Annotated in this window: 24 protein-coding genes; 4 read left to right on the top strand and 20 right to left on the bottom strand. The window is 67.3% G+C overall.

Annotated features, from left to right (window positions below; all coding sequences use genetic code 11):
• Positions 1-49: 49 nt before the first annotated feature.
• The 20 genes from hslO to FOZ76_RS23965 all read right to left on the bottom strand — a co-directional run bounded on the left by hslO (position 50) and on the right by FOZ76_RS23965 (position 21930).
• Entirely contained in the window at positions 50-979 is a 930-nt protein-coding gene (gene hslO / locus FOZ76_RS24060; protein WP_143950835.1) for an Hsp33 family molecular chaperone HslO, read from the bottom strand.
• Positions 980-1355: 376 nt separating this feature from the next.
• The gene (locus tag FOZ76_RS24055; RefSeq protein WP_143950834.1) at positions 1356-3023 is read right to left on the bottom strand and encodes an acetate--CoA ligase; all 1668 of its coding nucleotides are present in this window, start codon (positions 3021-3023) and stop codon (positions 1356-1358) included.
• A 104-nt stretch (positions 3024-3127) separates the two neighbouring features.
• A complete protein-coding gene (locus FOZ76_RS24050) occupies positions 3128-3628 on the bottom strand; it encodes an RDD family protein (RefSeq protein ID WP_143950833.1) in 501 nt (166 codons plus the stop codon).
• Between the two features lie 252 nt (positions 3629-3880).
• Positions 3881-4348 carry a DUF1097 domain-containing protein gene (locus FOZ76_RS24045; protein WP_246129743.1) on the bottom strand — a complete coding sequence of 156 codons (468 nt, stop codon included), beginning with the start codon at positions 4346-4348 and terminating at the stop codon, positions 3881-3883.
• 28 nt (positions 4349-4376) lie between these two features.
• Entirely contained in the window at positions 4377-5294 is a 918-nt protein-coding gene (locus FOZ76_RS24040; RefSeq protein WP_143950832.1) for an SDR family oxidoreductase, read from the bottom strand.
• A gap of 19 nt (positions 5295-5313) precedes the next feature.
• Positions 5314-6057 carry an SDR family oxidoreductase gene (locus FOZ76_RS24035; protein ID WP_143950831.1) on the bottom strand — a complete coding sequence of 248 codons (744 nt, stop codon included), beginning with the start codon at positions 6055-6057 and terminating at the stop codon, positions 5314-5316.
• 292 nt (positions 6058-6349) lie between these two features.
• Positions 6350-7654: an NTP/NDP exchange transporter gene (locus tag FOZ76_RS24030; RefSeq protein ID WP_143950830.1), complete on the bottom strand. Its 1305-nt coding sequence runs from the start codon at positions 7652-7654 to the stop codon at positions 6350-6352.
• A gap of 248 nt (positions 7655-7902) precedes the next feature.
• On the bottom strand, positions 7903-8961 hold the full coding sequence (locus FOZ76_RS24025) for an SDR family oxidoreductase (RefSeq protein WP_143950829.1): 1059 nt from the start codon (positions 8959-8961) through the stop codon (positions 7903-7905).
• 66 nt (positions 8962-9027) lie between these two features.
• The gene (locus FOZ76_RS24020; protein ID WP_143950828.1) at positions 9028-10362 is read right to left on the bottom strand and encodes an NTP/NDP exchange transporter; all 1335 of its coding nucleotides are present in this window, start codon (positions 10360-10362) and stop codon (positions 9028-9030) included.
• A gap of 338 nt (positions 10363-10700) precedes the next feature.
• Positions 10701-11540, bottom strand: coding sequence for a patatin-like phospholipase family protein (locus tag FOZ76_RS24015; protein ID WP_281283033.1), 840 nt, complete (start codon positions 11538-11540; stop codon positions 10701-10703).
• 220 nt (positions 11541-11760) lie between these two features.
• Positions 11761-12576: an NAD-dependent epimerase/dehydratase family protein gene (locus tag FOZ76_RS24010; protein ID WP_143950826.1), complete on the bottom strand. Its 816-nt coding sequence runs from the start codon at positions 12574-12576 to the stop codon at positions 11761-11763.
• 3 nt (positions 12577-12579) lie between these two features.
• Entirely contained in the window at positions 12580-13032 is a 453-nt protein-coding gene (locus tag FOZ76_RS24005; protein WP_143950825.1) for a MarR family winged helix-turn-helix transcriptional regulator, read from the bottom strand.
• Between the two features lie 253 nt (positions 13033-13285).
• Complete coding sequence (locus FOZ76_RS24000; RefSeq protein ID WP_143950824.1) at positions 13286-13924, bottom strand: peroxiredoxin; 639 nt, start codon at positions 13922-13924, stop codon at positions 13286-13288.
• A gap of 190 nt (positions 13925-14114) precedes the next feature.
• The gene (gene pstB / locus FOZ76_RS23995; RefSeq protein ID WP_143950823.1) at positions 14115-14885 is read right to left on the bottom strand and encodes a phosphate ABC transporter ATP-binding protein PstB; all 771 of its coding nucleotides are present in this window, start codon (positions 14883-14885) and stop codon (positions 14115-14117) included.
• Positions 14886-14925: 40 nt separating this feature from the next.
• Positions 14926-15774, bottom strand: a complete 849-nt coding sequence (gene pstA / locus FOZ76_RS23990; RefSeq protein ID WP_143950822.1) for a phosphate ABC transporter permease PstA — start codon at positions 15772-15774, stop codon at positions 14926-14928.
• A 57-nt stretch (positions 15775-15831) separates the two neighbouring features.
• Entirely contained in the window at positions 15832-16770 is a 939-nt protein-coding gene (gene pstC / locus FOZ76_RS23985) for a phosphate ABC transporter permease subunit PstC (RefSeq protein WP_170235612.1), read from the bottom strand.
• Between the two features lie 206 nt (positions 16771-16976).
• Positions 16977-18020 carry a phosphate ABC transporter substrate-binding protein PstS gene (gene pstS, locus FOZ76_RS23980; protein WP_143950820.1) on the bottom strand — a complete coding sequence of 348 codons (1044 nt, stop codon included), beginning with the start codon at positions 18018-18020 and terminating at the stop codon, positions 16977-16979.
• A gap of 181 nt (positions 18021-18201) precedes the next feature.
• The gene (gene pstS, locus FOZ76_RS23975; RefSeq protein WP_143950874.1) at positions 18202-19251 is read right to left on the bottom strand and encodes a phosphate ABC transporter substrate-binding protein PstS; all 1050 of its coding nucleotides are present in this window, start codon (positions 19249-19251) and stop codon (positions 18202-18204) included.
• Between the two features lie 145 nt (positions 19252-19396).
• The gene (locus FOZ76_RS23970) at positions 19397-20953 is read right to left on the bottom strand and encodes a sulfatase-like hydrolase/transferase (RefSeq protein WP_143950819.1); all 1557 of its coding nucleotides are present in this window, start codon (positions 20951-20953) and stop codon (positions 19397-19399) included.
• 11 nt (positions 20954-20964) lie between these two features.
• Positions 20965-21930, bottom strand: coding sequence for a Bug family tripartite tricarboxylate transporter substrate binding protein (locus FOZ76_RS23965; RefSeq protein WP_143950818.1), 966 nt, complete (start codon positions 21928-21930; stop codon positions 20965-20967).
• 127 nt (positions 21931-22057) lie between these two features.
• Here FOZ76_RS23965 and FOZ76_RS23960 point away from each other — a divergent pair, with 127 nt between their 5' ends.
• From FOZ76_RS23960 to ilvC, 4 genes are all read left to right on the top strand, one after another.
• Complete coding sequence (locus FOZ76_RS23960) at positions 22058-22627, top strand: MarR family winged helix-turn-helix transcriptional regulator (RefSeq protein WP_143950817.1); 570 nt, start codon at positions 22058-22060, stop codon at positions 22625-22627.
• 393 nt (positions 22628-23020) lie between these two features.
• The gene (locus FOZ76_RS23955) at positions 23021-24733 is read left to right on the top strand and encodes an acetolactate synthase 3 catalytic subunit (RefSeq protein ID WP_143950816.1); all 1713 of its coding nucleotides are present in this window, start codon (positions 23021-23023) and stop codon (positions 24731-24733) included.
• Positions 24734-24743: 10 nt separating this feature from the next.
• Positions 24744-25235 carry an acetolactate synthase small subunit gene (ilvN, locus tag FOZ76_RS23950; protein ID WP_143950815.1) on the top strand — a complete coding sequence of 164 codons (492 nt, stop codon included), beginning with the start codon at positions 24744-24746 and terminating at the stop codon, positions 25233-25235.
• 57 nt (positions 25236-25292) lie between these two features.
• On the top strand, positions 25293-26309 hold the full coding sequence (gene ilvC / locus FOZ76_RS23945) for a ketol-acid reductoisomerase (RefSeq protein ID WP_143950814.1): 1017 nt from the start codon (positions 25293-25295) through the stop codon (positions 26307-26309).
• Positions 26310-26679 lie beyond the last annotated feature (370 nt).

Genomic DNA, 26679 nt, shown 5'->3' with positions numbered 1-26679 from the left:
TCGCGCCGCAGGGCCCGACGCGCTGGCGAGAGCGCCGGGTGTGCCGCGCTCAGTGCGTGCTCGAGCTCTGGTGACGCGCCTGTACCGGGTTGTCGTTGGCAAAGAGCTCGGCGGCGTCCACGGCGTCGAAATGGTAGGCCGCGCCGCAATAGTCGCACTTCACTTCGACCCGGCCTTGTTCCTCGAGGATGGACTCGACCTCCTGCACGCCCAGCATGCGCAGCGCGTCGGCCACCTTCTCGCGCGAACAGCCGCAATGAAAGCGCGGCGTCATCGGCTCGAACATCGTGAGGTCTTCCTCCCAGAAGAGCCGGTGCACGAGCGTCGGTGCCGTCAGCGTCAGCAGTTCCTCCTGCTTGATGGTCTGCGCCAACTGCTCGGCGCGCTCCCAGGTGTCCTCTTCGAGGACCGCGCCTTCGCTGGCCGGCTTGCCGCCCTCGCGGGCCAGCCGTTGCAGCAGAAGGCCGGCAGCGCGATGGTCGTCGGTGGCCAGCCAGAGCCGCGTCTGCAACTGCTCGGACGCGGCCATGTAATGCTCCAGCGCCTCGGCCACGTTCGTACCCTGCAGGGGGACCACACCCTGGTAGGGCTGCTGTCCGGCTTGCCGGCCGCGGGGGTCGAGCACCACGATGAAACGGCCCTTGCCACCCGGGTTGACGAGCGCCTGCAGGTCGGCCGCGTCGTCGAAGCTCGCGCCCTCGCGCATCTTGACCGTGGCGCGCATCTCCAGGTTGGCGCGGCATTCGACCACCACCAGCCGGACGTCGCCGTCGCCCTGGATCTGCATGACCAGCGAGCCGTCGAACTTCAGGTTGGCCGAGAGCAGGGCGCTGGCGGCGACCAGGTCGCCGAGCAGCCGGCGCACTGCGGGCGGATAGTCGTGCGTGCCCTGGATGTCACGCCAAGTGTTCTCGAGGGTGACGGTTTCGAGGCGGACGCTCTGGTCCGCGAACAGGTATTTGGTGAGCTGGTCAGACATGGGCGGTCGGAGGTAGGCCCGCCGATGCGCGGCGGGCGAAGGAATCGGATGCCTCGCGGACGAGCGGGCCGCTCGCGGCGGGCGGATGGCGGCGCCGGCCTGCCGCGAAGGCGCGCTGCGTCTTGCATCGGACGGCGCCTCGTGGCGCCGCTGGCGGGTGTGTCGATCGGATGACGGCCCGCACGCCGGCCGAGCCGGCGCCGCCCGCCGTGGGTGCGCGGGTGGGCGCTGCATCCCATCTTCAATGGTGGCGTTTCCGTCGATGACAAGGGCTGCGGCTGGCACGGGCACGGTTGCCGCGCACCGCGTTGCACCGCTCCGCCAAGCTGGCGTCCATTGTACCCAGCCCGCCGTGCGGGGAGGGCGGGCCGACAGGTCAGCGCACGCCGCGGCTGCGCCGTGCGGCCCGGTCGCGCTCGCGCTGGCGCAGTACGCCGCGCTGGATGGCCCCGGTGGCGCTGGTCGGCAACGTATCGACGAACTCGATCTCCTGCGGGTTCTCGTAGGGCGCCAGACGTTCGCGGGCGTGGTTCTGCAGGGCTTCGACCAGGTAGCTCTGCGCCTGGCCGACGTAGGTGGGGGCGAGCACGACGTAGGCCTTGACGATGGCGCCGTGGGCGGCGTCCGGCTTGGGCACGATCGCCGCGGCCGCGACCGCGGGGTGGTGGCGCAGCCAGTTCTCGATGTTGCCCGGGCCGATGCGGTGGCCGTCGGCGCGGAACACGTCTTCGGCGCGTCCTTCGTGCCACAGGTAGCCGTCGGCGTCGCGGCGCGCCAGGTCGCCGGTGCGCACCCAGGCCGCGGGCGTGGCGTTCTCGTCCTGGCCCCAGTAGCGCAGGAACATGGCCGGGTCCGGCTCGCCTGCCGGGTCGAGGCGGTGGACCGCCAGCTCGCCGATCTCGCCCGTCGCCGCGGGCGCGCCGTGTTCGTCGATGACTTCCACCCGGTGCCCCGGGATCGGGAGCCCCAGGCTGCCGGGCCGCACCGGCCACTTGTGCCGGCTGTTGCCGAGCACGAAGCCGGTCTCGGCCTGGCCGAACATCTCGTTGGGCTGCACGCCCAGCACCCGGGCGCACCAGGCGTTCACGGCCGGGTCGAGGGGGTCGCCGGTGCACATGATGCTGCGCAGGGCAAGCGGGGCGCCGAGCGGGATGTCGGCCTGCATCAACCCGGCGAGCAGCGAAGGGGACAGGACTGCGCAGCGGATGCGGTAGCGGCCGAGCAGCTCGAGCGTGCGTGCCGGCGTGATACGCCCTTGGGCGGCGAGCAGCGGACGACCGAAATAGAGCGTCGGCAGGACGCCGCCGAGCAGGCCGCCCGGGCTGGCCCAGTCGAACGCCGACCACAGCGAATCGCCCCCTTGCGGAAACCAGTCCTGGCCGGCCACGAAGCCCGGCAGCGCACCGATCAGGGCGGCGTGCGCGTGCAGCGCGCCGCGCGGCGGGCCGGTGGTGCCCGCGGTGTAGAGCAGCAGGGCGGGGTCGGTGGCGGCGGTGTCCACCGGTGTAAAGCGGTCTTCCTGGCGCGCGAGCAGGCTGCGCCAGGCCAGGGTGTGCTCGTCGGCAAAGCCGATGCCGATGATCTGTTGCAGCGCCGGACAGCGGTGCAGGATGGTCGCCAGCGTGATGCGGCTGCTGGCATCGACGATGGCGATGTGCGCTTCGCTGTCGCGCAGGCGCGCTTCGAGTGCGTCTGGGGCAAGCTGCGGCGAGAGGGGGACGTGGACTGCGCCGGCCTGCTGGATGGCGAACTGCGCGGCGAGCGCCTCGCCGCGCTGCGGCAGGATGACGGCGACGCGATCGCCGCGCTGCAGGCCCATGCGCAGCAGCCCGTGGGAGAGCCGGTTGGCCGTCTGGTAGAGGCGCTCGAAGGTCCAGATATCGCGCGCGCCGTCGGCCTCTTCGGCAAAGACGGCGATGCGCCGGGCCTCGGCGGCGTTCTCCGCCCAGCGGCGGCAGCACGCCTCGGCGATGTTGAAGCGGGTCGGGACGAGCCAGCGGTATTGGCTGTAGAGGGCCTGATACTGGGCGAATGCGTCATTCATCGGGGCGTCCCTGCATGCAACACACAATCATTGCCCAGCAGCGGGTGAACTGCAAGGCCCCGGAGCCGGCCGGCGTTGCCGCGGCGCTGCCGCCCCCGCCGGGCTCAGCGCTCGTCGCTCACCAGGCGCGTGCCGAGCAGGCGGTCGTGCAGGAACTGGCCCTGGCGATCGATCCACGACCACACGAACAGGGCCATGGGGGCGAACACGACCAGCGAGAGCACGCCAGGCCAGCCAGTCGCCCAGCGCACCAGAGCTACCAGCGCCGCGCCCAGCAGCACCGGCAGCCAGGCGAGCACGTAGCGGGCGATGCTGCGCGCGAGCCCGGGCGGCGTTCCGTCGCCGTCCACCAGCCGGATGTTCCAGGTTTTCATCGGCAGGGTCTGGCCGCGCCGCCAGCTCAGCACGAAGTACGCGCCGATCACCACGAACAGCCAGGCCTGGCGCCAGGGCCGCAGCATGAGCGCATGGGTGCTCTGGGTGAGCGTATCGAAGAGGTAGTCGGCGATGAAGACCACGCCGAAGAGGAGAACGGCCTCATACAGCATGCAGGCGAAGCGCCGGCTGCGGCTGACGAGCGGAAGGGGCGGCGAAGGGCTCTGCATGGGCGGTAAAGATACGCGCTTGCCCGTTCGCTGGCGAGCCCCGGGTTTGCCCGGATGCGGCCGTCCGTCCGGGGGGCGCTGCCCCAAGGGGGACTTTTTTTTTACCTTGGAACGGCCCGGCGGCAAGAAAGTGCCTGTGTCAAGCCTTTCCCTTCTTGGCATGGTCCAGGATTCCTTCCGTGAACTTGTCGTTGGCGAACGGCATGGCGGTTTCTCCCTGGAGAAAGTGGTCTGTGAAAAGGCGAAGTCGGGTCAGGACGCCGAACTGGCAGGACGGATCGCGTTGACCCGATGCGCCCAGGCATGGGCCAGGAAACCGGCGGCGATGCCGATCGCGGCGGCCACGCCGAGGCTGGCGAAACTGCCCAGCGTCGGCGGCAGGTGCGAGGCGAAGTACGACACCAAACCAAGGAAGAAACCGAGCAGGTTGTTGAAGACTGGCAGCCGGGCCAGCGACAGCGCGGCCGCGGTGATCGCCAGCACGACCGCGGTGATCGCATACGCGCCCAGGTACGGGCCGAGCACGCCTTGAAGGTAGGCGGCGCCAATGCCCAGCACCAGACCGATCAGCACGCAGCCCAGGTTGACCAGTCCCGCCTTGAAGTTGAGGCCCCGGGTGAAGAAGGCAATCCAGCCGATGAACATCGCCCATATCGGCAGTTCCAGCGCCAGCGCACTGAAGGTTGCGGCCGACGAGGCCACAACCGATTCACCCGCCACGATCCGCAGATGCTTGCCCCAGGAGTTCTTAGCCGACATGAGACGCCTCCGGATGGATGCGCGGCGCCAGCAGGTCGCCCAGTTGGATACGACGCAGGAACTCGGCGCGGATGCGGTCGGCGACCGCAGCCACCACCGTGCAACCGTCGTCGGACGGGTCGATGTGCACACGGAACGGTCGGCGACCGAACGGCGTATCGACCACCTCGACGATGGCGCGGGCGACGCTGGCCGGATCCGCATCCGGCGGCTCGCAGGCGGCCAGGTTCTTCAGTACATCCTCGGCAAGGCCCCGGTAGGGGCCGTCGTCGTACTCGGCCTGGCGCGCTTCATCGGCCGGCTTGCCGGCATGCAGGAAGTGGTTGGTGCCCTGGGTGAAGGCACCCGGCAGGATGATGCTGGTCTCGATGCCCCAGCGCGCCAGCTCGCCGGCATAGCTGACCGCCACCGCGTCCATCGCCGCCTTCGCCGCGAAGTACGGGGCGAGGTACGGCGGCGTGCCGCCACGATGGCTGCTGCTGCCGACCCACAACAGCAGGCCCTTGCCCTGCTTGCGCAGTTGCGGCAGCGCGGCGCGGTTGACCCGCTGCGTGCCGAGCACGTTGACGTCGTACAACTGCGCGTACTGTTCCGGCGTGAACGCCTCGGCGGCGCCGAACACCATGTGTCCGGCGTTGTGGATCACGACATCCAGGCGGCCCTGCTCGGCGACGATGCGCTCGATCGCCGCATCGGCGCAGGGCTGCGACTGCACATCGAGTTCGATGGCTTGCAACCGGACGTTGCGATCCGTTGCATAGGCATCGACGGCCTCGACCTGCGCGGCGTTGCGCCCGACGGTATCGCGCATGCTGGCATAGACGGTATGGCCGGCATCGGCCAGCGCGCGGGCGCTCATCGCACCGAAGCCGCTGGAGGCACCGGTGATCAGGATGACTTGGCTCATGGGATTCTCCTGGTGGGGCTCAGGCGAAGCCGCCGTTGGCGCGCAGCACCTGCGAGTTGACCCACCCGCCGTCCGGGCCGGCCAGGAAGGACACCACGCCGGCGATGTCCTCCGGCGTGCCCAGCCGCTCCAGCGGTGCGAGCCTGGAAAGCTGCGCGATCTGCTCGGGCGTCTTGCCGTTGAAGAACAACTCGGTGCCGACCGGACCCGGGGCGACGGCATTGACGGTAATGCCGCGGCCGCGCAGTTCGTTGGCGAGCACGTGGACCAGACCCTCGACGCCGGCCTTCGAGGCGATGTAGGGCCCATAGGACGGGAACGACTTGGCGATCACACTGGTGGACAGCGCGATGATCCGGCCGCCTTCGCCGAGGTTCGCGGCGGCCTGGCCCAACACCAGGAACGCGCCGCGCAGGTTGGTGGCGATGACCTTGTCGAAGTCGGCCAGGCTGGCTTCGTTGATCGGCGCCATGGGCATGATGCCGGCGCTGTTGACCACCACGTCGATGCGGCCGAAGGCCCGCCTGGCGCCTTCGAACAGTGCGGCCACGTCGACCGGATTGCCGACGTCGCCCTGGATCGCGATGGCCTTGCCGCCGGCCGCTTCGATGGCGGTGACGGTTTCCTGGGCCTTGGCGGCGTTGCCGGCGTAGTTGACGGTGACAGCGAAGCCGTCGGCGGCCAGGCGCAGGGCGATGGCCCGGCCGATGCCGCGGGAGGCGCCGGTGACGATGGCGGCCTTGGGTGCTGTGTTTGCGTTCATGGGGTGCTCCGGATCGAAAGCGGGCGAAATACCCGTGGAGCACATTCTGCTTGTTTGCTTCAATGGGATAAATATCTATTTATTGCCATATAAATTCAACCAAAAACAACAATAGGGGACATGGATCGCTTCGCTTCCTGGCATCTGTTTACCCGCATCGTGGAACTGGATGGCTTCAGCCGGGCCGCGACCGCGCCGACGAGGTCGAGGTCGATGTCGCTGTTCTTGAAGGTGGTGCGTTTGGCATCAATGGCTATGTTGGGGATCCTGGGTTCTCAGCAGTCCGTGCTGTTCATTGAGAGAGCTGCGCGCGCCCCAACCACAAGGCGAGCACCACCCACGCCAGGGCCAGCGGCAGGGCCACGCTGACCAGGCCCCCCAGCGCCAGTCCCAGCCGGCCCAGCGCGCCCTCGGTCTGCGCACCCACCACGTCGCCGGCGCGGTAGACGAAGGTGTCGATGAAGGCCTTGGCCTTGTACTTGTCCTCGCGCTCGACCACGGTGAACAGCATCTCGCGTGCGGGCTGGATGATGCCGCGCTGCACTGCGCGGGTCGCGGCCTCCAGCAGCACCAGCACGACGAAGGAACCGTAGATGGCCAGCCCGATGAAGCCGAGCGCGGTGGCCACCGGCAGAATCGCCAGCGTGACGCCCAGACCAAAGCGCTGGATGATCTGTCCGGCCAGGGTGAGCTGCAGCGCCAGCACCGCGACATGCGTCCACATGTCGATCCTGCCCAGAATTGCGGCTCGCGCGTCGATGTCGTCGGCGATCGCGGCGACCATCTGCAAACGGGTGAAGTACACGAAGGTCACCATCACCGCCATCAGCATCACGTAGCCGGCGACGCCGATCAGGTAGCGAGACCGGAACACCGAGCGGATGCCAGCCCAGGCGCTGCCGCCGATACGCTCGGACTCGTCCGCGCGCGGCGAGGTGGCGACGCCAGTGTCGGTGGCGCGGTCGTGCGGGATCCACAGCAGTCGCCAGGCGCACAGCACGCCCAGCAGTAAGAAGCCGCCGGCGACCAACAGCAGGTTGGGCGTGCCCAGCGGTCCGGCCAGTTGCGAGGTGAGCCACGGGCCGAAGATCGCGCCCAGCGTGCCGCCGATCGAGATCACGGCGAAGCTGCGCTTGCCCTGGTCATGGGTGAAGCGCTCGGTCAGCATCGCCCAGAACACCATGGTGACGAACAGGTTGAACACGTTGAACCAGACGTAGAACACCTGGCCGCTGGTCCGGCCGATCGCGCCGGGCGCGAACGTCATCAGCGCCCAAAAGCCCACCAGGCTCAGCACGCAGAAGCCGTAGGTCGCGCCGATGAATGGCAGCCGCTTCAGGCGGCTGACCAGCCAGCCGAACAGCGGGTTCACCACCAGCGTGACCAGCGCGGTGACGATGATCAGCCAGCGCACGCTCTCGATGCCGTGGTTCATGCCCAGCGCGTCGCGCGCGGGCCGCAACACCATCAGCGCGGTCAGCACGCAGAAGAAAAACAGGGCCGCGACCAGTACCGGCCCGATCTCCTCGCGGCGAACGTTGAATAGCGCTTGCAGTGGATTCGGGCCGCGCCGGGCGGACGTTCCGGTTCGAACCATGGGGTCTCCTGGGCACACCGGCGCCCAGGACGCAAGCGGTGAATCGGTTTGGTTACACGGACTGTTGCTGCTGACAGCCGGTCCTCATCGCGCAGGCGGACAGACCGCGGCGCATGGGGACGCCCCGCACAGGAAAGCAACGCCACCCGGATGGGCATGCGTTGGCTTCCTGTGCCGGACCTCCTGGAACGCTCGATTGCCGGTGCCGGCAGAGGACGTGGCCGACGTTCGGCGGGTGCCCGATGCGATCAACGGGCGCGCGAGGGGAAACGCGTGCCGGTGAGTTCTTCGGTGATGGTCCACAGACGGACAGCCACTTCGGCATCCCCGGCAGCGGCAGGCACCGTGGCGAAGCCGAGCGGTCCGCGCTGTTCGTTCTCGCCAGTCGGTCCGTAGTAGGCGCCGGCCTGCGCATCGGGCGCGGTCGCGGCGTACAGCGTGGGCAATGCCCCTTCGGCTGGGGAGTGATAGTTATCACGGTCCTGGGCCCAACTGCGTCCGAACTCACTGTCAAAGCCCGGACCACGCGCGACCAGTTCGGTCACCGCGACGCCGGGATGGGCGGCAATGCTCTGGATGCCCCAGCCTTCGGCCTCGCTGCGCCGCTGAAGCTCGAACGCGAAGATCAGGCCCGCCAGCTTGGACTGGGCATAGGCCCCGTACGGGTCATAGGCCTGCGTCGATTGGAGGTCGTCGAAATTGATGCTGGCGCGGTTGACCGCGATGCTGGACAACGTTACGACGCGAGGTGCATCGCTCTTGCGCAGCAGCGGCAACAGCTCGGCGGTCAGGACGAAGTGGCCGGCGTAGTTGGTCGCGAACTGCATCTCGAGACCGTCCGCGGACGTGCCGCGCTCGGGAGGCGCCATGATGGCCGCGTTGTTGATCAGGCCATCGAGTCGGGGCAGCGTGGTGCCCAGACGTTGACCCAGTGCCCGGACCGACGACAGGTCGGCCAGATCGATGGCTTCGAATTGCACCTGGGCACCAGGCACTTCCTGCTGGATCCGTTCGATCGCTTCCTGACCCCGCTGGGGGTTGCGCGCGGCGATCACGACCTGGGCACCCGCAGCGGCCAGGGCCTTGGCATCCTCGTAACCCATGCCGCTGGTTCCGCCCGTGACCAGGAAAATGCGGCCATTCTGGGCAGGAATGTCGGCCACACGCCAGTCGGGTTTGGGCGCGGTCTGCGCCAGCGCGCTGCCCATGGCAAACGTGCAGCTCAACAGCACGCCCAGCGCGGCGAGATGGCTACGCCATCCAGAGCGGGTGGCCCGCGTGTTTTCGATTCGCAGTAGGTTGATCATTCTCTTGTCCTCACAAGTGGGTTGGGGGTTTACCTTTGCTGTGCGGTGATGCCGCGCGCGCAGCGCTCAGACGGTGCTCGCTGGTGGCTCTGCCACGCGCCTCGCCTGCGCGCGGCCCAGCCACAGCGCCAGCGCGGCCCAGACCAGCGCCAGCGGCACGACGATGCTGACCAGTCCGCCCATCGCCAGCCCCAGCCGTCCGAGCGCGCCCTCGGTCTGCGCACCGGCGACGTCGCCGGCGCGGTAGACGAAGGTGTCGACGAAGGCCTTGGCCTTGTACTTGTCCTCGCGGCCGACCACGGTGAACAGCGCTTCGCGCGCCGGCCGGGTGATGCCGCGCTGCACCGCGCGGTTGGTGGCCTCGAGCAGGATCAGCACCACGAACGAGCCGTAGATCGCCAGCCCGATGAAGCCCAGAGCGGTGGCTACCGGCAGGATGGCCAGCGCCACGCCCAGGCCGAAACGCTGGATGATCTTCCCGGTCAGGGTGAGTTGCAGGACCAGCACCGCGACCTGCGTCCACATGTCGATGTTGCCGAGAAGCGCCGCGCGCGCATCCATGCTGTCGGACACGGCGGCGACCATCTGCAGGCGGGTGAAATAGACGAAGGTCGCGACCACGGTCATCAGCAGGATGTAGCCGGCGATGCCGGTCAGGTAGGACGAGCGGAACACCGCGCGCAGGCCTGCCCAGGCGCTGCCGCCGATGCGCTCGGCCTCGCTGGCCAGTCCGGCCGCGGCGGCGGGCGCGTCGGGGCTGGCCCGATCCGGCGCCACGCGCACCAGCAGCCAGGCCATGGCGAGGGCCAGCAGCAGGAATCCGCCCGCGACCAGGAGCAGGCTGGGGGTACCCAGCGGCTGGGCCAGTTGCGAGGTGAGCCACGGCCCGAAGATCGCGCCCAGTGTGCCGCCGACCGAGATCAGGGCAAACAGCCGCTTGCCCTGGTCGCTGGTGAAGCGGTCGGCCAGCAGCGCCCAGAACACCATGGTGACGAACAGGTTGAACACGCTGAACCAGACGAAGAACACCTGGCCGCTGCGCTGACCCACAGCACCGGGTGCGAACATCAGCAACGCCCAGAAACCCACCAGGCTCAGCACGAAGAAGCCGTAGGTCGCGCCGATGAACTGCAGCCGCTTCAGACGGCTGACCAGCCAGCCGAACAGCGGGTTCACCGCCAGCGTCACCACCGCGGTGCCGATGAACAGCCAGCGGATGCTCTCGATGCCGCGCTCCATGCCCAGCGCGTCGCGCGCAGGCCGCAACAGCATCAGCGCGGTCAGCACGCAGAAGAAGAACAGCGCCGCGATCAGCACCGGCCCGATCTCCTCGCGGCGAAGGTTGAACAGGGATTGAAGTGCGCGCGGGAGGCGTGAGGCAGAGGTTGCGGTCCGGGTCATGGGCAGCACATCCTCGCCGGGGCGCAACGGTGCCCGCGGCGCTGCCAGCGGGAATAGGCGGGGTACGACTTGGAATACGAGGTCGCGGTCTTCATAAACAATGGCATCTCGAGAATCGTCGCTTGCGGTTTTAGGGGCCTGTCGAAAGAGGGTTAGCCACCACGCATGCATTCTCATTGCTTATTGCCCATGGAATAAATACTTCCATATTGGCAACTCAATTCAATCAGAGACAACAATAGGCGTGATGGATCGCTTCGAATCCCTGCAACTGTTCACCCGCATCGTGGAGCTGGGCAGCTTTACCCGCGCCACCGCCACCCCGCAGGCGCCTCCGATCATGGCGCCAGCGGCCAAATAGTGCTCGTGGCGTGGCCGCTGATCTGGTCGAGCACGGCCGGCATTGCGGCCTTTGCTGCGCGGTACCCTGCCAGAACCGATGCTTCGCGCTGCGCGGCGCTTCTCATGTCGGTGATCCCGACGGTCGGCGCAACGAGCACGTCAGCTTCCGCCATCTCGACGCTGCTCAGCAGGCAGGTCTGCGTCCGGCTGACCCTGGCAAGGGTCGCAAGAAAAGTGCTGCCACTTCGCGGCGGGCTGTTGCAGTAGATATCCACGCCAATGACCACGTCAGCGCCCATGGCGCGCGCGAACCGCACCGGTACCAGGCTGGAGATGCCGCCGTCCACCAGCGGCCCGCGTGTGGATTCGACCGGCGGCATGCTGCCGGGAATTGCCGCCGACGCCCGAATGGCCATGCCGACATCGCCCCGCTCGACAAGAACCGCCTCGCCGGTGTCCAGTACCGCCGCGACTGCGCCGAACTTGCGTGGCATCTTCTCGATGGGCGTGTTGCGCGCCATGTCCGAAGCCCATCTTGCCAGAGCGTCCCCGCGCAAGAACGAGGTGGTGCTCAGCCTCCAGTCGATGAGGCTCGAGACGTCAAGATTTTCTGCCAGTTGCTTGATCTCCTCGACGGTTCTGCCACTGGCGTAAGCGGCGCCGATGACCGCGCCGGCAGACGTGCCGGCGATCACCTCGACGTCGATTCCAGCCTCCTCGAATGCCTGGAGCACGCCTATGTGCGCGTATCCACGCAAACCGCCTCCGCCAAGGGCGAGCCCGACGACGGGAGCAGAGGCGTTCGTCCCAGTCCCATGTGATGTGGTGCTCCGCACGCTATCGAGCGAAAGCGGCGCTGGTGGGTCTCCGAGGATTATGTTGCGGAAGGCTCCGCATCCAGCGAAAAGCGCGGCCGCAACAGCAACTGCGACGCCAACGCCAATCAACCTGGACCTCCAGTCGCCGATGGCATAAGGCGAACGCAACTTAGCGCTTCGCGTCACGTTGTGCAGACCTTCCTTGGCATTGCATCCATTGAACGCTGCCGAAGGAAAATCACATCAGCTTCTCTCGAACGGCTTGGTAGACGGTTCTCACGCTGGGCTGAAAGCCGAGGCTGCGTGCGAGCGAGCCATCGACATGCAGGTGCCACGGGTTCTCCAGCGGCTCCGACGATGGCTCCAGAGTTGCCCCCACCAACTCGGCCAGTTCGTAGATCGACGTGGGCGCTTCGTCGCAAATGTTGACGATGCGAGCGTCGAATGCGCCGTCCAAGGCAAGTCTGATGGCTGTGGCGATGTCGCGATGGTGGATCGTGCTGATCCTCTTTGCCGGGTGCCACTTACCGGCGATCGCATGCTTGGGCAGTGCCTCGAGATGACCATCCCGGTCACCGTAGACGAAGGGAAAGCGGAGCACGGCCCAATCGAGTCCGCTCTCCTGCAACGCCTTCTCGGCCGCGACCTTGCTGGCCGGATAAGCATGTTTCGGATCGACCGAATCGTCCTCGCGCCCGGGGCGCGGGCTGTCCATGTCGTAGACGTTGCTGGTGCTCGCGATGATGAAGCGGGCCTTTGGTGCACGGGCCTTCACGGCAGCGATGACGTTACGCGTCCCCTCCAGATTGCTCTTCCAGATAAGGTCGGTGTCCTGGCTGCGAAAAACCGCCGCAAGATGGATGACGTCCGAGATGCCATCCACGGCTTGCGTGAGCGTCGAGGGTTCAAAGAGATCACCCTCCACTGGCGTTACGCCGGCAGGAACCGCTTTCCCGCCGCGCACCAGGGCGCGGCAATCGATGCCTGCCTCGACGAGGCGAGGGAGAAGCCGGGCTCCTACCAGCCCGGTCACACCGGTCATCAAGACTGCCATGTGTCAGCTCCTGTCTATGAAATGTTCAAGTCGTTCGGTGGCGCTCCGGAGGACCTGGACCGCCGTGGCGATGGCCGTGTCATCCATGCCGTTGAACGCCACGTCGTGAATGACCGCGAGATCGGGCAGCTTCTTCCAGAGCTCGGTGCCCGCCGCTGTCATCCGCAGTAGCTTCTGCCTTTGATCAACACGATCAGGCGCTTGCTCGACAAGCCCCTTGCGGACCAGCACGCCGATGATCGCGCTCAAGGTCGCGCGCTCGACCTGGAGTGCCTTCACCAGATCGCGCTGCATGGTCGGCCCGTCGTGAGCGAGGTGGTACAGCACGTACCATTGCGTCGTTCCGAGGTCGTATGGGCGGAGCATTGCTTCCATCGCGGCACGGCCGGCCAGATAGCACCGCTTCGCCCAGGCGCCGACGGAACTGTGATGAGGTCTGCTTGTTTTGTTAGCCATCTAACAATTATGTTAGGTGCCATACAAGTTGTCAATTTTTTTTTTGATGGGCCCACGTGGCCCTCAGCGTTCGGCTCGTATGCATGCGAACGCGGGCATCCCAGGGGCTGCATTGGTCGGCTTGGACTTCGCGCGGATGGACTTCGGCCCGGACCGCCGCCCCGGCGGCAAAAAAAAGCCCGGCGCGACACCGGGTCGGCCAGGCTGCGTGGGCGCCGTCGCGGCCGGGCGCTCGCGCGCCCGGCCACAGGGCTCACTTGTTGGGCTGCGGCGTGACGCGCAGGTAGGGCTTCACTTCCGTGTAGCCCTTGGGGAACTTCTCCTTGAGCACTTCCGGATCCTTCAGCGAGGGCACGATGATGACGTCCTGGCCGTCTTCCCAGTTGGCCGGGGTGGCCACGCTGTAGTTGTCGGTGAGCTGCAGCGAATCGATCACGCGCAGCAGCTCCAGGAAGTTGCGCCCGGTGCTGGCCGGGTAGGTGAGCGTGAGCCGCACCTTCTTCTGCGGATCGACCACGAACACCGAGCGCACGGTCGCGGTGGCGCTGGCGTTGGGGTGGATCATGTCGTAGAGCTCGGAAACCTTGCGGTCGGCATCGGCAATGATGGGGAAATTGACCCGGGTGTTCTGTGTTTGGTCGATGTCGCCGATCCACTGGGTATGCGATTCGACCGGATCCACCGACAGCGCCAGCACCTTCACGTTGCGCTTGGCGAACTCGTCGGCGAGCTTGGCCGTGTAGCCCAGTTCGGTGGTGCACACGGGGGTGAAATCGGCCGGGTGGGAGAACAGCACCCCCCAGCTATCGCCGAGGTAGTCGTAGAAACGGATCTTGCCTTGCGAGGATTCCTGTTCGAAATCAGGGGCGGTGTCGCCCAGACGCAGTGCCATGTCGATCTCCTATTCCAGGTTCTTGGGTTCGCCGGTTCGGCGCCAGGCTTCATTATGAGCCACTGTGCGGGGTGCTCGCATAGCTGCGCGCTATATCCATATGCGGCGCTGCCGCGACCGGGCACGCCCTGAAAGACGAAGGCCGCACGGATGCGCGGCCTTCGTCCTTGCTGCGCAGCGGCGCAACCGCTCAGCCGAAGCGGCCGGTAATGTAGTCCTCGGTGGCCTTGTTGCGCGGCTTCACGAAGATCTGGTCGGTCTCGCCGAATTCCATCAGCTCGCCCAGGTACATGTACGCGGTGTAGTCCGAGCAGCGCGCGGCCTGCTGCATGTTGTGGGTGACGATGACCACGGTGTAGTCCGACTTCAGTTCGGCGATCAGCTCCTCGACCTTGGCCGTGGAGATCGGGTCCAGCGCCGAGCATGGCTCGTCGAGCAGCAGCACCTCGGGCTTGATCGCCACGCCGCGCGCGATGCACAGGCGCTGCTGCTGGCCGCCCGACAGGCTGTTGCCGCTCTGGTGCAGCTTGTCCTTGACTTCGTTCCAGAGCGCGGCCTTGGTGAGCGCCCACTCCACGCGTTCGTCCATGTCGACCTTGTTGAGCTTCTCGAACAGGCGCACACCGAAGGCGATGTTGTCGTAGATGCTCATCGGGAACGGCGTGGGCTTCTGGAACACCATGCCGACCTGGGCGCGGATCAGGGAAATGTCGCGCCGGGAGGTGAGCAGGTTCTCGCCGTCCATGTTGATCTCGCCCTCGGCGCTCTGGCCGGGGTAGAGCTCGAACATGCGGTTGAAGGTGCGCAGCAGCGTCGACTTGCCGCAGCCCGACGGGCCGATGAAGGCGGTCACGCGCTTTTCCTGGATGTCCAGGTTGATGTTGCGCAGGGCGTGGAACTTGCCGTAGTAGAAGTTCAGGTTGCGGATCTGCAGCTTGGTACGGGCAGAGGTGCTGTCCATGAGAATTCCTGTGTAGCGCTTGTCGGTGGCGGTCCGCGGCTTACTTGCGGAAGACCGTGCGGGCGATGATGTTGATGGCCAGCACGAACAAGGTGATGAGGGCGGCGCCGGCCCAGGCCAGCGTCTGCCAGTCGGGGAAAGGGCTCGCGGCGTACTGGAAGATCACCATCGGCAGGTTGGCGAGCGGCTGGTTCATGTTCCAGCTCATGAACTGGTTCGAGAGCGCCGTGAACATCAGCGGCGCGGTCTCGCCGGCGATGCGCGCCACGGCGAGCAGCACGCCGGTGATGATGCCGGACATGGCGGCCCGGTAGCTCACCATGGTGATCATCTTCCACTTCGGGCAGCCCAGCGCGGCGGTGGCTTCGCGCAGGCTGTTGGGCACGAGCTGCAGCATGTCGTCGGTGGTGCGCACCACCACCGGCACGACGATGATGGAGAGCGCTACCGCGCCCGCCCAGCCGGAATAGTGGCCCACCTGCGCTACATACACGGTGTAGATGAAGAGGCCGATCACGATCGACGGGGCCGAGAGCAGCACGTCGTTGATGAAACGGGTGGCGGGCGCCAGCCAGCCGCGCTGGCCGTACTCGGCGAGGTAGGTGCCGGCCAGCACGCCCACCGGCGTGCCGATCAGCACGCCCACCGTGGCCATCATGACACTGCCGATGATGGCGTTGATCAGGCCGCCCGAAGAGCCGGGCGGCGGGGTGATCTGCGTGAACAGGCTGAGCGAGAGCGAGCCCGCCCCTTTGACGAGCAGGGTGGCGATGATCCAGAACAGCCAGAACAGGCCGAACAGGAGGGCGATCAACGACAGCGTGAGCATCACCTTGTTGGTGAGGCGCCGTTGCCGATAGATCGGGTTCTGCATGTGGATTTGCGACATGGCGGATCGGGTCGGAAGTGTCGTCTGGCCCCGGGGCTCGGACCCCGGGGCGCGGGGTCAGGTCTTGGTGCCTTCGCGGCGGGACAGACGCAGCAGCATGACCTTCGAGAGGGCCAGCACCACGGTGGTGATGAGGAACAGGATCAGGCCGAGTTCGATCAGGGCAGAAATCTGCATTCCGCTGGCCTCGTTGAATTCGTTGGCCAGCGACGAGGCGATCGAGTTGCCGGGAGCGAACAGCGAGCCGGTCATGCGATACGCATTGCCGATCACGAAGGTCACCGCCATGGTCTCGCCCAGCGCGCGCCCCAGCCCCAGCATGATGCCGCCGATCACACCGGCCTTGGTGAAGGGCAGCATGACGTTGCGCGCGACTTCCCAGGTGGTTGCGCCCAGGCCGTAGGCCGATTCCTTCAGCAGGGCCGGCACGAGCTCGAACACGTCGCGCATCACGGCGGTGATGAAGGGAATCACCATGATCGCGAGAATGACGCCGGCGGTGAAGATGCCGATGCCGAACGGCGGGCCCTGGAACAGCAGGCCCAGGCCCGGGATGCGGCCCAGCGTATCGATCATGAAGGGCTGCAGGGTGCGCTGAAAGATCGGCACGAAGACGAACAGGCCCCACATGCCGTAGATGATCGAGGGGATCGCGGCCAGCATCTCGATGGCGGTTCCCAGCGGGCGGCGCAGCCAGCGCGGCGACAATTCGGTCAGAAAGAGCGCGATGCCGAACGAGACCGGTACGGCGATGATCAGCGCGATGATCGAGGTGAGCAGCGTGCCGTAGATCGGCACGAGTGCGCCGTACTCGTTGTTGACCGGATCCCATTCGCGGGACCAGAGAAAACTCAGGCCGAACTCGCGCAGGCTGTCCTGACTGCCATAGAGCAGGGACACCAGGATCGCGGCGAGCAGACAGAAGACGAGGAAGGCGAACAGCCGCGTGAGGTTCTTGAACGCGGCATCCAGGAAAGTGTTGCGGGTGTGATTCATCGGGTCCAGTTTGGGAAGCTTCTCCGGCTCCGAGACGGGGCCCGAGCGCGCGGACATATTACCAAGTACTGCTGTCATCACTGGTTCTCCCGGGGGGTAGCGCTTCGATTTCCTGCCTTCCCGAGACGGGAAGGAAGCGGCTTCCCATCAACGCGAAAGCGGGCGCCCCGCGTGCAGGACGCCCGCCGTTCAGGCAAGCGGACGGCTTACTTCCAGACGGCGTTGCCGCTGCCGTCCTTGATGTCCGATGTCCACTCGTCACGGATGGCCTGGGTCACGGCCTGCGGCAGCGCCACGTAGTCCAGGCTGCGCGCCGAGTCGGCGCCCTTCTCGAAGGCCCAGTCGAAGAAGCTCAGCACCGAGCGGGTCTTCTCGGCGTTGTCGGCGGCCTTGTGCACCAGGATGAAGGTGGCGCTGGTCACCGGCCAGGATTTCTCGCCCGGCTGGTCGGTCAGGACCATGCCCATGCCGGGCTCGCTCTTCCAGTCGGCGCCGGCGGCCGCAGCAGCGAAGCTGTCGTACTCTGGCTGCACATACTGGCCGGCGCTGTTCTGCATGGCCGTGTGCGACAGGCCGTTCTGCTTGGCGTAGGCGTATTCGACGTAGCCGATCGAGTTGGCGAGCTGCTTGACGTAGTTGGCCACGCCTTCGTTGCCCTTGCCGCCCTGGCCCACCGGCCACTTCACGGCCTTGCCTTCGCCGACCTGTTCCTTCCACTCCGGCGAAACCTTGGCAAGGTAGTTGGTCCAGCCGAAGGTCGTGCCCGAGCCGTCCGAACGGTGCACCACGACGATATCGGCGTCGGGCAGCTTCACGTCGGGGTTGGCGGCGGCCAGCGCGGGGTCGTTCCAGCGCTTGATCTTGCCCAGGTAGATGTCGGCCAGAAGCTGGCCGGTCAGGCGCAGTTCGCCCGGCTTGACGCCCGGCAGGTTGACGACGGGCACCGTACCGCCGATGACGGCCGGAAACTGCAGCAGGCCGTTCTTGTCGAGCTCGTCGCCGGGCATCGGATCGTCGGTGGCGCCGAAGTCCACCGTCTTGGCGGTGATCTGCTTGACCCCGCCGCCGGAGCCGATCGACTGGTAGTTCACGACATTGTTCGTCTCGGCGCGGTAGTCCGCGGCCCAGCGCGCATAGATCGGGTAGGGAAACGAGGCGCCAGCGCCGGTGATGTCGGCGGCGTGGGCGGCTACGGTCGCCGAACCCAGGGCAACCGCGATCGTGACTTGGCGAAGAACGCTTTTGAACATGTGATTTCCTGTGTGTCCCGTAGGGTAGGCGAAGGTTTCGCCCGACGCCTCGCAGATTACCGACGGGGCGTGACTGGAACATGACAGGAAGATGACGGAAATATGACACCGGGGCAGGGCAGCGGGACGACTGGGCGCAGCGTGGCCCCGCGGGCGTTCTCACGGCACGCCCGCGACGCCTTCAGGGCCAGACCGGCTTGCCGTCCCGATCGCGCACGTCGCGCGCCCAGACGGCACGCACCCGATCGGTCAGGGCGTCGGGCAGCGCCACGTAGTGCATGTCCTCGGCCATCTGGTCGCCGTGGCGAAAGGCCCAGTCGAAGAAGGCCAGTGCGGCGCGCGTGCTGGCGGGCCGGTTCGTGGTACGGGGCACGAGGATGAAGGTGGCGGCCGCGAGCGGCCAGGCGTCGGCGCCGGGCTGGTTGGTGAGCGTCAGGCCCATGCCGGGCACGGCGTCCCAGTCGGCGCTGGCCGCGGCGGCGGCGAAGCTCGCCGCGTCGGGCTGCACCACGTTGCCCGCGCTGTTCTCCAGGGCCACGTGCGACAGGTCGTTCTCGCGGGCGTAGCCGTATTCCACATAGCCGATGGTGTGGCGTAGCTGGCGCACGTAGTTCGCCACGCCCTCGTTGCCCTTGCCGCCCTGGCCGGCTGGCCACTTCACGGCCTTGCCCACGCCCACCGTCTCCTGCCAGGCCGGCGACACCTGGGCGAGATAGTGGGTCCAGTTGTACGTGGTGCCCGAGCCGTCGGAGCGATGCACCACCAGGATCTCGGCGTCGGGCAGCGTCAGGCCGGGATTGCGCGCGGTCAGTGTCGGGTCGTTCCAGCGGGTGATGCGGCCGAGGAAGATGTCGGCCAGTTCGCTGCCCGAGAGCTTCAACTGCCCGGGTTCGATGCCGGGGATGTGCACGACGGGCACCACGCCGCCCAGGAGGGCCGGAAACTGGACCAGGCCCAGCCTGTCCAGCTCCTCGCCGGAGAGCGGCGCGTCGGTCGCGCCGAAGTCCACGGTGGGCTTGCTGATCTGGGCCACGCCGCCGCCCGAGCCGATCGACTGGTAGTTGACCACGTCGCCGGTCTCGGCATGGTAGCTATGCGCCCAGTTGGCGTAGAGCGGGAAGGGGAAGGAGGCGCCGGCGCCGGTGATGTCCACCGCGTGTGCCGCACCGGCCGCGCAGGCCAGGGCAAGGGCGGCCAGCCAGCGACGGGCGCCCGCGCTCGTGCGGGCCATGCGCTGAATGGCGGAGGGCTCGTGACTCATGGATGCGTGGGTATGGCCGCGCGCGGCGAGGCGCGGCAGTTTCCGTGTGAAAGCCCGAATAGTAACCCGGGCAGTAACCCGGGCGCGGACGGTATTCGCCGCGCCCGGCAGAGGCCTACCAGACGCCGTAGAACACGCCTGCCTTCTTGTACACGTCGGTCTTGGCGGCGACCAGCGCGTTGTCCACGGTGACGCGCGGCTTGAGCCGGGTGAACCAGGTGAGCAGGTGCTCGCGCATCTCGGCGCGGACGCCTTCGAGCGAGGCGTCCTCGCCCAGGTCCTGCAGCTCGCCGGGGTCGCGCGCGAGATCGAACAACTGCGGGCGCAAGCCCATCCAGTGCACGTACTTCCAGCGCTGGGTGCGCACCATCCAGGCCCGGCACTCGTCGGGCTGGCGGCCGAGCACCAGGCGCGCCTTGCGAAAGCTGTAGTCCAGCTCCGAGACGACGAACTCGCGGTGCGGCGCGTCCTGGCCGCGCAGGGCGGCGAGCAGCGACTGCCCTTCGATACGGTGATCGAACGCCGGCAGGCCGAGCGCCTGCAGAATGGTGGGCGCGACGTCCACGCACGACACGAAGCGCTCGTCCACCGTGCCGCGGCTGGCGTCGGCCTCGGCGCTCGGGTCATACACGATCATCGGCACTTTCTGCACGGTGTCGTAGAAGAGCTCCTTCTCGCCCAGCCAGTGATCGCCGAGGAAGTCGCCGTGATCGGCGGTGAAGACGACCAGCGTGTCCTGCCAGCGGCCGGTGCGCTCGAGCAGCTCCCACAGGCGGCCGAGGTGATCGTCGACCTGCTCGATCAGGCCCTGGTAGGCCGGGCGCACCTTGTCCGAGACCTCCGCACGCATGAAATTCACGCACTCTTCCTGGGTGCGGTAGGCGGCGGCCACCGGGTGGGCGTTCTCGAGCTCGGCCGGGTCGCGGTGCAGCGGCAGGCACTGGTCCAGCGTGTAGCGCTGGTGGTAGGGCGCGGGCGCCATGTACGGCCAGTGCGGCTTGACCAGCGACAGGTGCAGCACCCACGGGTCGTCGCCGCGCGCCTCGATGAATTCCATCGCGCGCTCGGTGGTGTAGGCCGTCTCGGAGTGCGCCTCGGCCACCCGCGCCGGCAGGTGCACGTTGCGCATGTTCCAGCCCGAGACCACCTGGCCGTTCTCGTCGATGGCGCTGATGACGTAGTCGGTCCAGGGATCGGCGCTGTCGTAGCCCTGCGCGCGCAGGTAGTCCGCATAGGCGCTGTGCGGTTCGGCGTGGTGGCCGTCGTGGCGGTCGAGTTCCTCGAAGTAGCCGGCGCGCAGGCGCGTCGCGAGATCGCTGCCGTGCGCGATGCCCAGCCGGCGGATGCCGTCCTCGTCGGGCATCACGTGGGTCTTGCCCGCCAGGCTCAGCTCGCGCCCGGCGGTGCGCAGGTATTCGCCGAGCGTCATCTCGCCCACGCCCAGCGGCACCCGGTTCCAGGTGGCGCCGTGGCTGGAGGGGTAGCGGCCGGTGTAGTAGCTCATGCGCGAGGGTCCGCACACGCCGCTGGCCACATACGCCTGCGAGAAGCGCACGCCGCGGCGGGCGAGCGCGTCGATGTTGGGCGTGCGCAGGTAGGGATGGCCGGCGCAGCCCAGATGATCATGGCGAAGCTGGTCGCACATGATGAAAAGCACATTTCTGGCGGTCAAGACTTTCTCCGTCAATCGACCTTCAGGCCGATGCGATCGATCACGGCGCCCCAGGCCGTCGACGTGCGCGCCAGCAGCTCGCGGGCCGCCTGGGCATCGCCGCCGACCGCCTGCATGTCGAGCATGCCCAGGCGTTCCTGGCTGGCCGGCGTGGACAGCGCCTGCGCCGCGGCCTTCTGAAGCCGCTCGATGACCTCGGGCGGCGTGCCGGCCGGGGCGGCGAGCAACTGGTAGAAGGTAGCGTCCATGCCGGTTGCGCCGACTTCGGCCGCGGACGGCACGTCCGGCGCCATCGGCGAGCGCTGGGCTGACGATACCGCAAGCGCGTTCAGCTTGCCCGACTGGACATGCGGCAGCACCTGCGGCGTGGTGAGGAAACCGCAGTCCACCTGGCCGCCGACCACGTCGGTGATGGCCGGGCCCGGGCCGCGATAGGGGATGTGCGTCATGCGCGCGTCGGTCGCGGCCAGGAACATCTCGGCGGCCAGGTGGCCGGGCACGCCGGCGCCGCCCGACGCATAGGTGAGGGTCTGCTGCTTGGCGCGCTCGAGCAGCTCCGGCACGGTCTTGACGCCCAGGCCGCTGTTGCACACCAGCATCTGCGTGAAGCTGGCGAGCACGGCGACCGGCGCCAGGTCCTGGTCGGGGTCGTAGCCCAGGCTGCGGTAGATGCGGGGGTTGACCGTCCAGATCGTGTCGGAGGTCACGAGCAGGCTGTGGCCGTCCTTGGCGTTGGCCACGTTGATGGCGGCAAGGTTCAGGCCGGCGCCCGCGCGGTTCTCCACCACCAGGGGCTGGCCGAGCGTGCTGCCCATCTGTTCGGCGAGCGTGCGCGCCACGATGTCCGACGGCGCGCCGGGCGGCGAGCCGACCACCAGGCGAATGGGCTGGCTGGGCCAGTCGGCCGCCTGCACGGCGGATGCGGCGAACGCGGCGGCGCAGGCCAGCAGGACGCCGGCGTGGGAAGGTTTGGGCATGCGGTTGTCTCCGGGAAGGCTTTGGGGGGCTTTTTATAGACCGAAAGCATCCCTTGCGGGAATGCGGCTCCCGCACGCTAGCAAAGGCGCCGATAATTGACCTAATCAACCACCGGTTTCCTTGTCCATGGCTCCTGATGCGCCGCCCGCCGAACCGGGCGGCTTTCACCGTCCCGCCGGTCTCGAGGACTACCTCATCTACCAGCTTCACGGCCTGACGCGCGCGGCGACCGCCGGGATCGACCTGTGCCTGCGCCGCGAGGTCGGCGTGGGCCGGCGGGATTGGCGCGCCCTGGCGGTGCTCGCCCGCGCAGACGGCATGCCGCTCACCGCGTTCGCCGAGCGCGCGGGCCTGGACAAGGTCGTCGCCAGCCGCCTGATCGCCAGCCTGGTCGAGCGCGGGCTGGTCAGCCGCATCCGGCTGGACAGCGATCGCCGGGTGGCGCGCCTGGCGCTCACCGAGCAGGGCTGGCGTGCGCATGCCGAGGCGCGGCGCGTCACCGCGGACTACAACGTGCGCTTGGCGCAAATCATGAGCGCCGCCGAGGCCGAGCAGTTGCGCGCACTGTTGCCGCGTCTCACCGCGCACGCGCGCGATTTGCATCTGGCGCAAAGAGCCCAGGGGGCAGGTCCAGTGGCGCGAGCCGCCACCCCGGCCGATCCGTTGCAGGCCTGGTGGGACGAGCCGCCGGCCTGAACCGGGGCGCCGTGCGGCGGCCTCGTCCGGCGCAGGGGCCGCGAATCGGCACGCGCCGCTTGCGATGCTTGGCATTTCAGGTTTATTCTTTAAAGCTTGCCCCCGTTGCAACTATCAGGCAACGCCAGCAAGACGCTTGCCGCGCTTTCAACCGAAGCGCGCGCTTCGCGCCCACTTACTTGCCCGCCTCTCGCGCCACAAGCACGGCAGGGGGCCTTCGTTTCAATGTCCGCTGTCCGTTCCGATGAACGTGCGTCGGGCCGCCAGGGCGTTCGGGCCTAGCGATTCCGTGAATCGCGAAGCGTCGGGCGTGCTGCCGTGTCCGCTGCGGGTTCGGTCCGCCGTATCGCAGGCGGCGCTCGGGGCGATCGCAACGGTTTGAAGGGAACCATAATGGAACTCACAGGCGCCGAAATTCTCGTGCGCTGCCTGGCCGATGAGGGCGTGGAACACGTCTTCGGCTACCCTGGCGGCGCCGTGCTGTACATCTACGACGAAATCTACAAGCAGGATCGGTTCCAGCACATCCTGGTGCGGCACGAGCAGGCCGCAGTGCACGCCGCCGATGCCTATTCCCGCTCCTCCAAGAAGGTCGGTGTGTGTCTCGTGACCAGCGGTCCGGGCGCGACCAATGCCGTCACCGGCATCGCCACCGCCTACATGGATTCGGTCCCGATGGTCATCATCAGCGGCCAGGTGCCCACCGCCGCGATCGGCGAGGACGCCTTCCAGGAGTGCGACACCATCGGCATCACTCGCCCTTGCGTCAAGCACAACTTCCTGGTCAAGGACGTCAAGGATCTCGCCGAGACGCTGCGCCGCGCGTTCTACATCGCGCGCAGCGGCCGCCCGGGCCCGGTGCTGGTCGACGTGCCCAAGGACATCACGATCGCGCGCTGCAAGTACACGCCGTCGGACGCCCCGGTGGTGATGCGCTCCTATTCGCCGGTCACCAAGGGTCACCAGGGCCAGATCAAGAAGGCCGTGCAGCTCCTGCGCAGCGCCGAGCGGCCCATGATCTACACCGGCGGCGGCGTGGTCCTCGCCAACGCCGAGGACGAACTGCGCACGCTCGCCGCGCGCGTGGGCGCGCCGGTCACCAGCACCTTGATGGGGCTGGGCGCCTTCCCGGCCAGCAACCGCCTGTTCGTCGGCATGCCGGGCATGCACGGCACCTACGAAGCGAACATGGCGATGCAGCACTGCGACGTGCTGATCGCGATCGGCGCGCGCTTCGACGACCGCGTGATCGGCAATCCGCGCCATTTCGCGCAGAACGCCCGCAAGATCGTCCACATCGACATCGACCCGTCCTCGATCTCCAAGCGCGTCAAGGTCGACGTGCCCATCGTCGGCGACGTGCGCGAAGTCCTGGCCGACCTCATCCAGCAGCTCGACGCCGCGGGTGGTTTCGAATCCGCCGACATCGCCCCCTGGTGGCGCCAGGTCGAGACCTGGCGCGGCCGCGAGTGCCTGAAGTTCGCCGACTCCACCGAAGTCATCAAGCCGCAGAAGGTCATCGAGACCCTGTGGGAAGTCACCGGCGGCAAGGCCTTCGTCACCTCCGACGTCGGCCAGCACCAGATGTGGGCCGCGCAGTACTACCGCTTCGACGAGCCGCGCCGCTGGATCAACTCCGGCGGCCTGGGCACCATGGGCGTGGGCCTGCCCTACGCCATGGGCGTGCAGATGGCCAATCCGGACGCCGACATCGCCGTGATCACCGGCGAAGGTTCGATCCAGATGAACATCCAGGAACTCTCGACCTGCACGCAGTACCACCTCACGCCCAAGGTGCTGTGCCTGAACAACCGCTACCTGGGCATGGTGCGCCAGTGGCAGCAGATCGACTACGGCTCGCGCTACTCCGAGTCGTACATGGACGCGCTGCCCGACTTCGTCAAGCTGGTCGAAGCCTACGGCCACGTCGGCCTGCGCATCGACCGCCCGGCCGACGTCGAGCCTGCCATCCGCGAAGCCTTCGGCAAGCATCGCAAGCGCCTCGTCTTCCTCGACTTCATCACCGACCAGTCCGAGAACGTCTGGCCGATGGTCAAGGCAGGCAAGGGCTTGACCGAGATGCTGCTCGGTTCCGAAGACTTGTAAGGAGGCACGCATGAGACACGTCATTTCCGTGCTCCTGGAGAACGAGCCGGGCGCACTCTCCCGCGTCGTGGGCCTGTTCTCGGCACGCGGCTACAACATCGAAACGCTCACGGTGGCGCCCACCGAGGACGCCACCCTGTCGCGCATGACCATCGCCACGCGCGGCTCCGACGACGTGATCGAGCAGATCACCAAGCACCTGAACCGCCTGGTCGAAGTGGTCAAGGTCGTGGACCTCACCGAAGGCCCGCACCTCGAGCGCGAGCTGATGCTCATCAAGGTACGCGCCGTCGGCAAGGAGCGCGAAGAGATGAAGCGCATGGCGGACATCTTCCGCGGCCGCATCATCGACGTCACCGACAAGAGCTATACCGTCGAGCTCACCGGCGATCAGGGCAAGCTCGACGCCTTCATCGACGCCCTGGACCGCACGGCCGTGCTGGAAACCGTACGCACCGGTAGCTGCGGCGTGGGCCGCGGCGAGCGCATCCTGAAGCTCTAAACGCAACAACGACGAAGGGGCGCCAGGTGCGCCTCGGCAAGAAACTGGAGAAACCAAGTGAAAGTGTTCTACGACAAGGATTGCGATCTGTCCCTCATCAAGGGCAAGACGGTCGCCATCATCGGCTACGGCTCGCAGGGCCATGCGCACGCGCTCAACCTGAATGATTCGGGCGTGAAGGTCGTGGTCGGCCTGCGCAAGGGCGGCGCCTCCTGGAACAAGGCCGTCAACGCCGGCCTGCAGGTCGCCGAAGTGGCCGACGCCGTCAAGCAGGCCGACGTCGTCATGATCCTGCTGCCCGACGAGAACATCGCCGAGGTCTACAACACCCAGGTCGCCGCCAACATCAAGGCGGGCGCCGCGCTCGCGTTCGCCCACGGCTTCAACGTGCACTACGGCCAGGTCGTGCCGCGCGACGACATCGACGTCATCATGATCGCGCCCAAGGCTCCCGGCCACACCGTGCGCGGCACCTACAGCCAGGGCGGCGGCGTGCCCCACCTGGTCGCCGTCTACCAGGACAAGTCCGGCGCCGCCCGCGACATCGCCCTGTCGTACGCCAGCGCCAACGGCGGCGGTCGTGCCGGCATCATCGAGACCAACTTCCGCGAAGAGACCGAGACCGACCTCTTCGGCGAGCAGGCCGTGCTGTGCGGCGGCACCGTCGAACTGATCAAGGCCGGCTTCGAGACCCTGGTCGAAGCCGGCTACGCGCCCGAGATGGCCTACTTCGAGTGCCTGCACGAGTTGAAGCTGATCGTCGACCTGATCTACGAAGGCGGCATCGCCAACATGAACTACTCGATCTCGAACAACGCCGAGTACGGTGAGTACGTCACCGGCCCGCGCGTCGTGACCGAAGAAACCAAGAAGGTGATGCGCGAAGTCTTGAAGGACATCCAGACCGGCGAATACGCCAAGAGCTTCATCCTGGAGAACAAGGCCGGCGCCCCCACGCTGCAATCGCGCCGCCGCCTGAACGCCGAGCACCAGATCGAAGTCGTCGGCGGCAAGCTGCGCCCGATGATGCCCTGGATCGCCAAGAACAAGCTGGTGGATCAGAGCAAGAACTGATCGAAGCGGCGCGCCTGCCGGGCGCGCTGCCGAACGGAGCGGCGTTCGGCCGTTGCGTGCAACCCCATCCGGGCAAAGCCTGGGTGGGGTTTTTTTTCCTCGCTACTGAGCGTCAGCGAGAGGCGGCACGCCCGCCTACAAACGTCGCACCGCCATGAGAACCCGCCATCCCGCCAGCAGCGAGACCTGCAGCCCGCCGCTGCGCCGGGCCACCGCCATCGTGGCCAGTACGGGCAGGGTCAGGGCGCGTGCCTGGGCGATCTGGATCAGCAGCTAGGAGCCCATGAGGCTGCGCCCGGCATTGGCCAGGGCCAGTTCCGCCTTGTGGCCAGGCGGCCAGCCAGCGTGCGAGCCCCGGGCCGCCAAAGCG

Source organism: Verticiella sediminum (assembly GCF_007558815.1).
Classification (GTDB): Bacteria; Pseudomonadota; Gammaproteobacteria; order Burkholderiales; family Burkholderiaceae_B; genus Verticiella; species Verticiella sediminum.
Note: the sequence above shows the minus strand (reverse complement) of the source record. Positions and strands in the feature narration are given on the sequence as shown.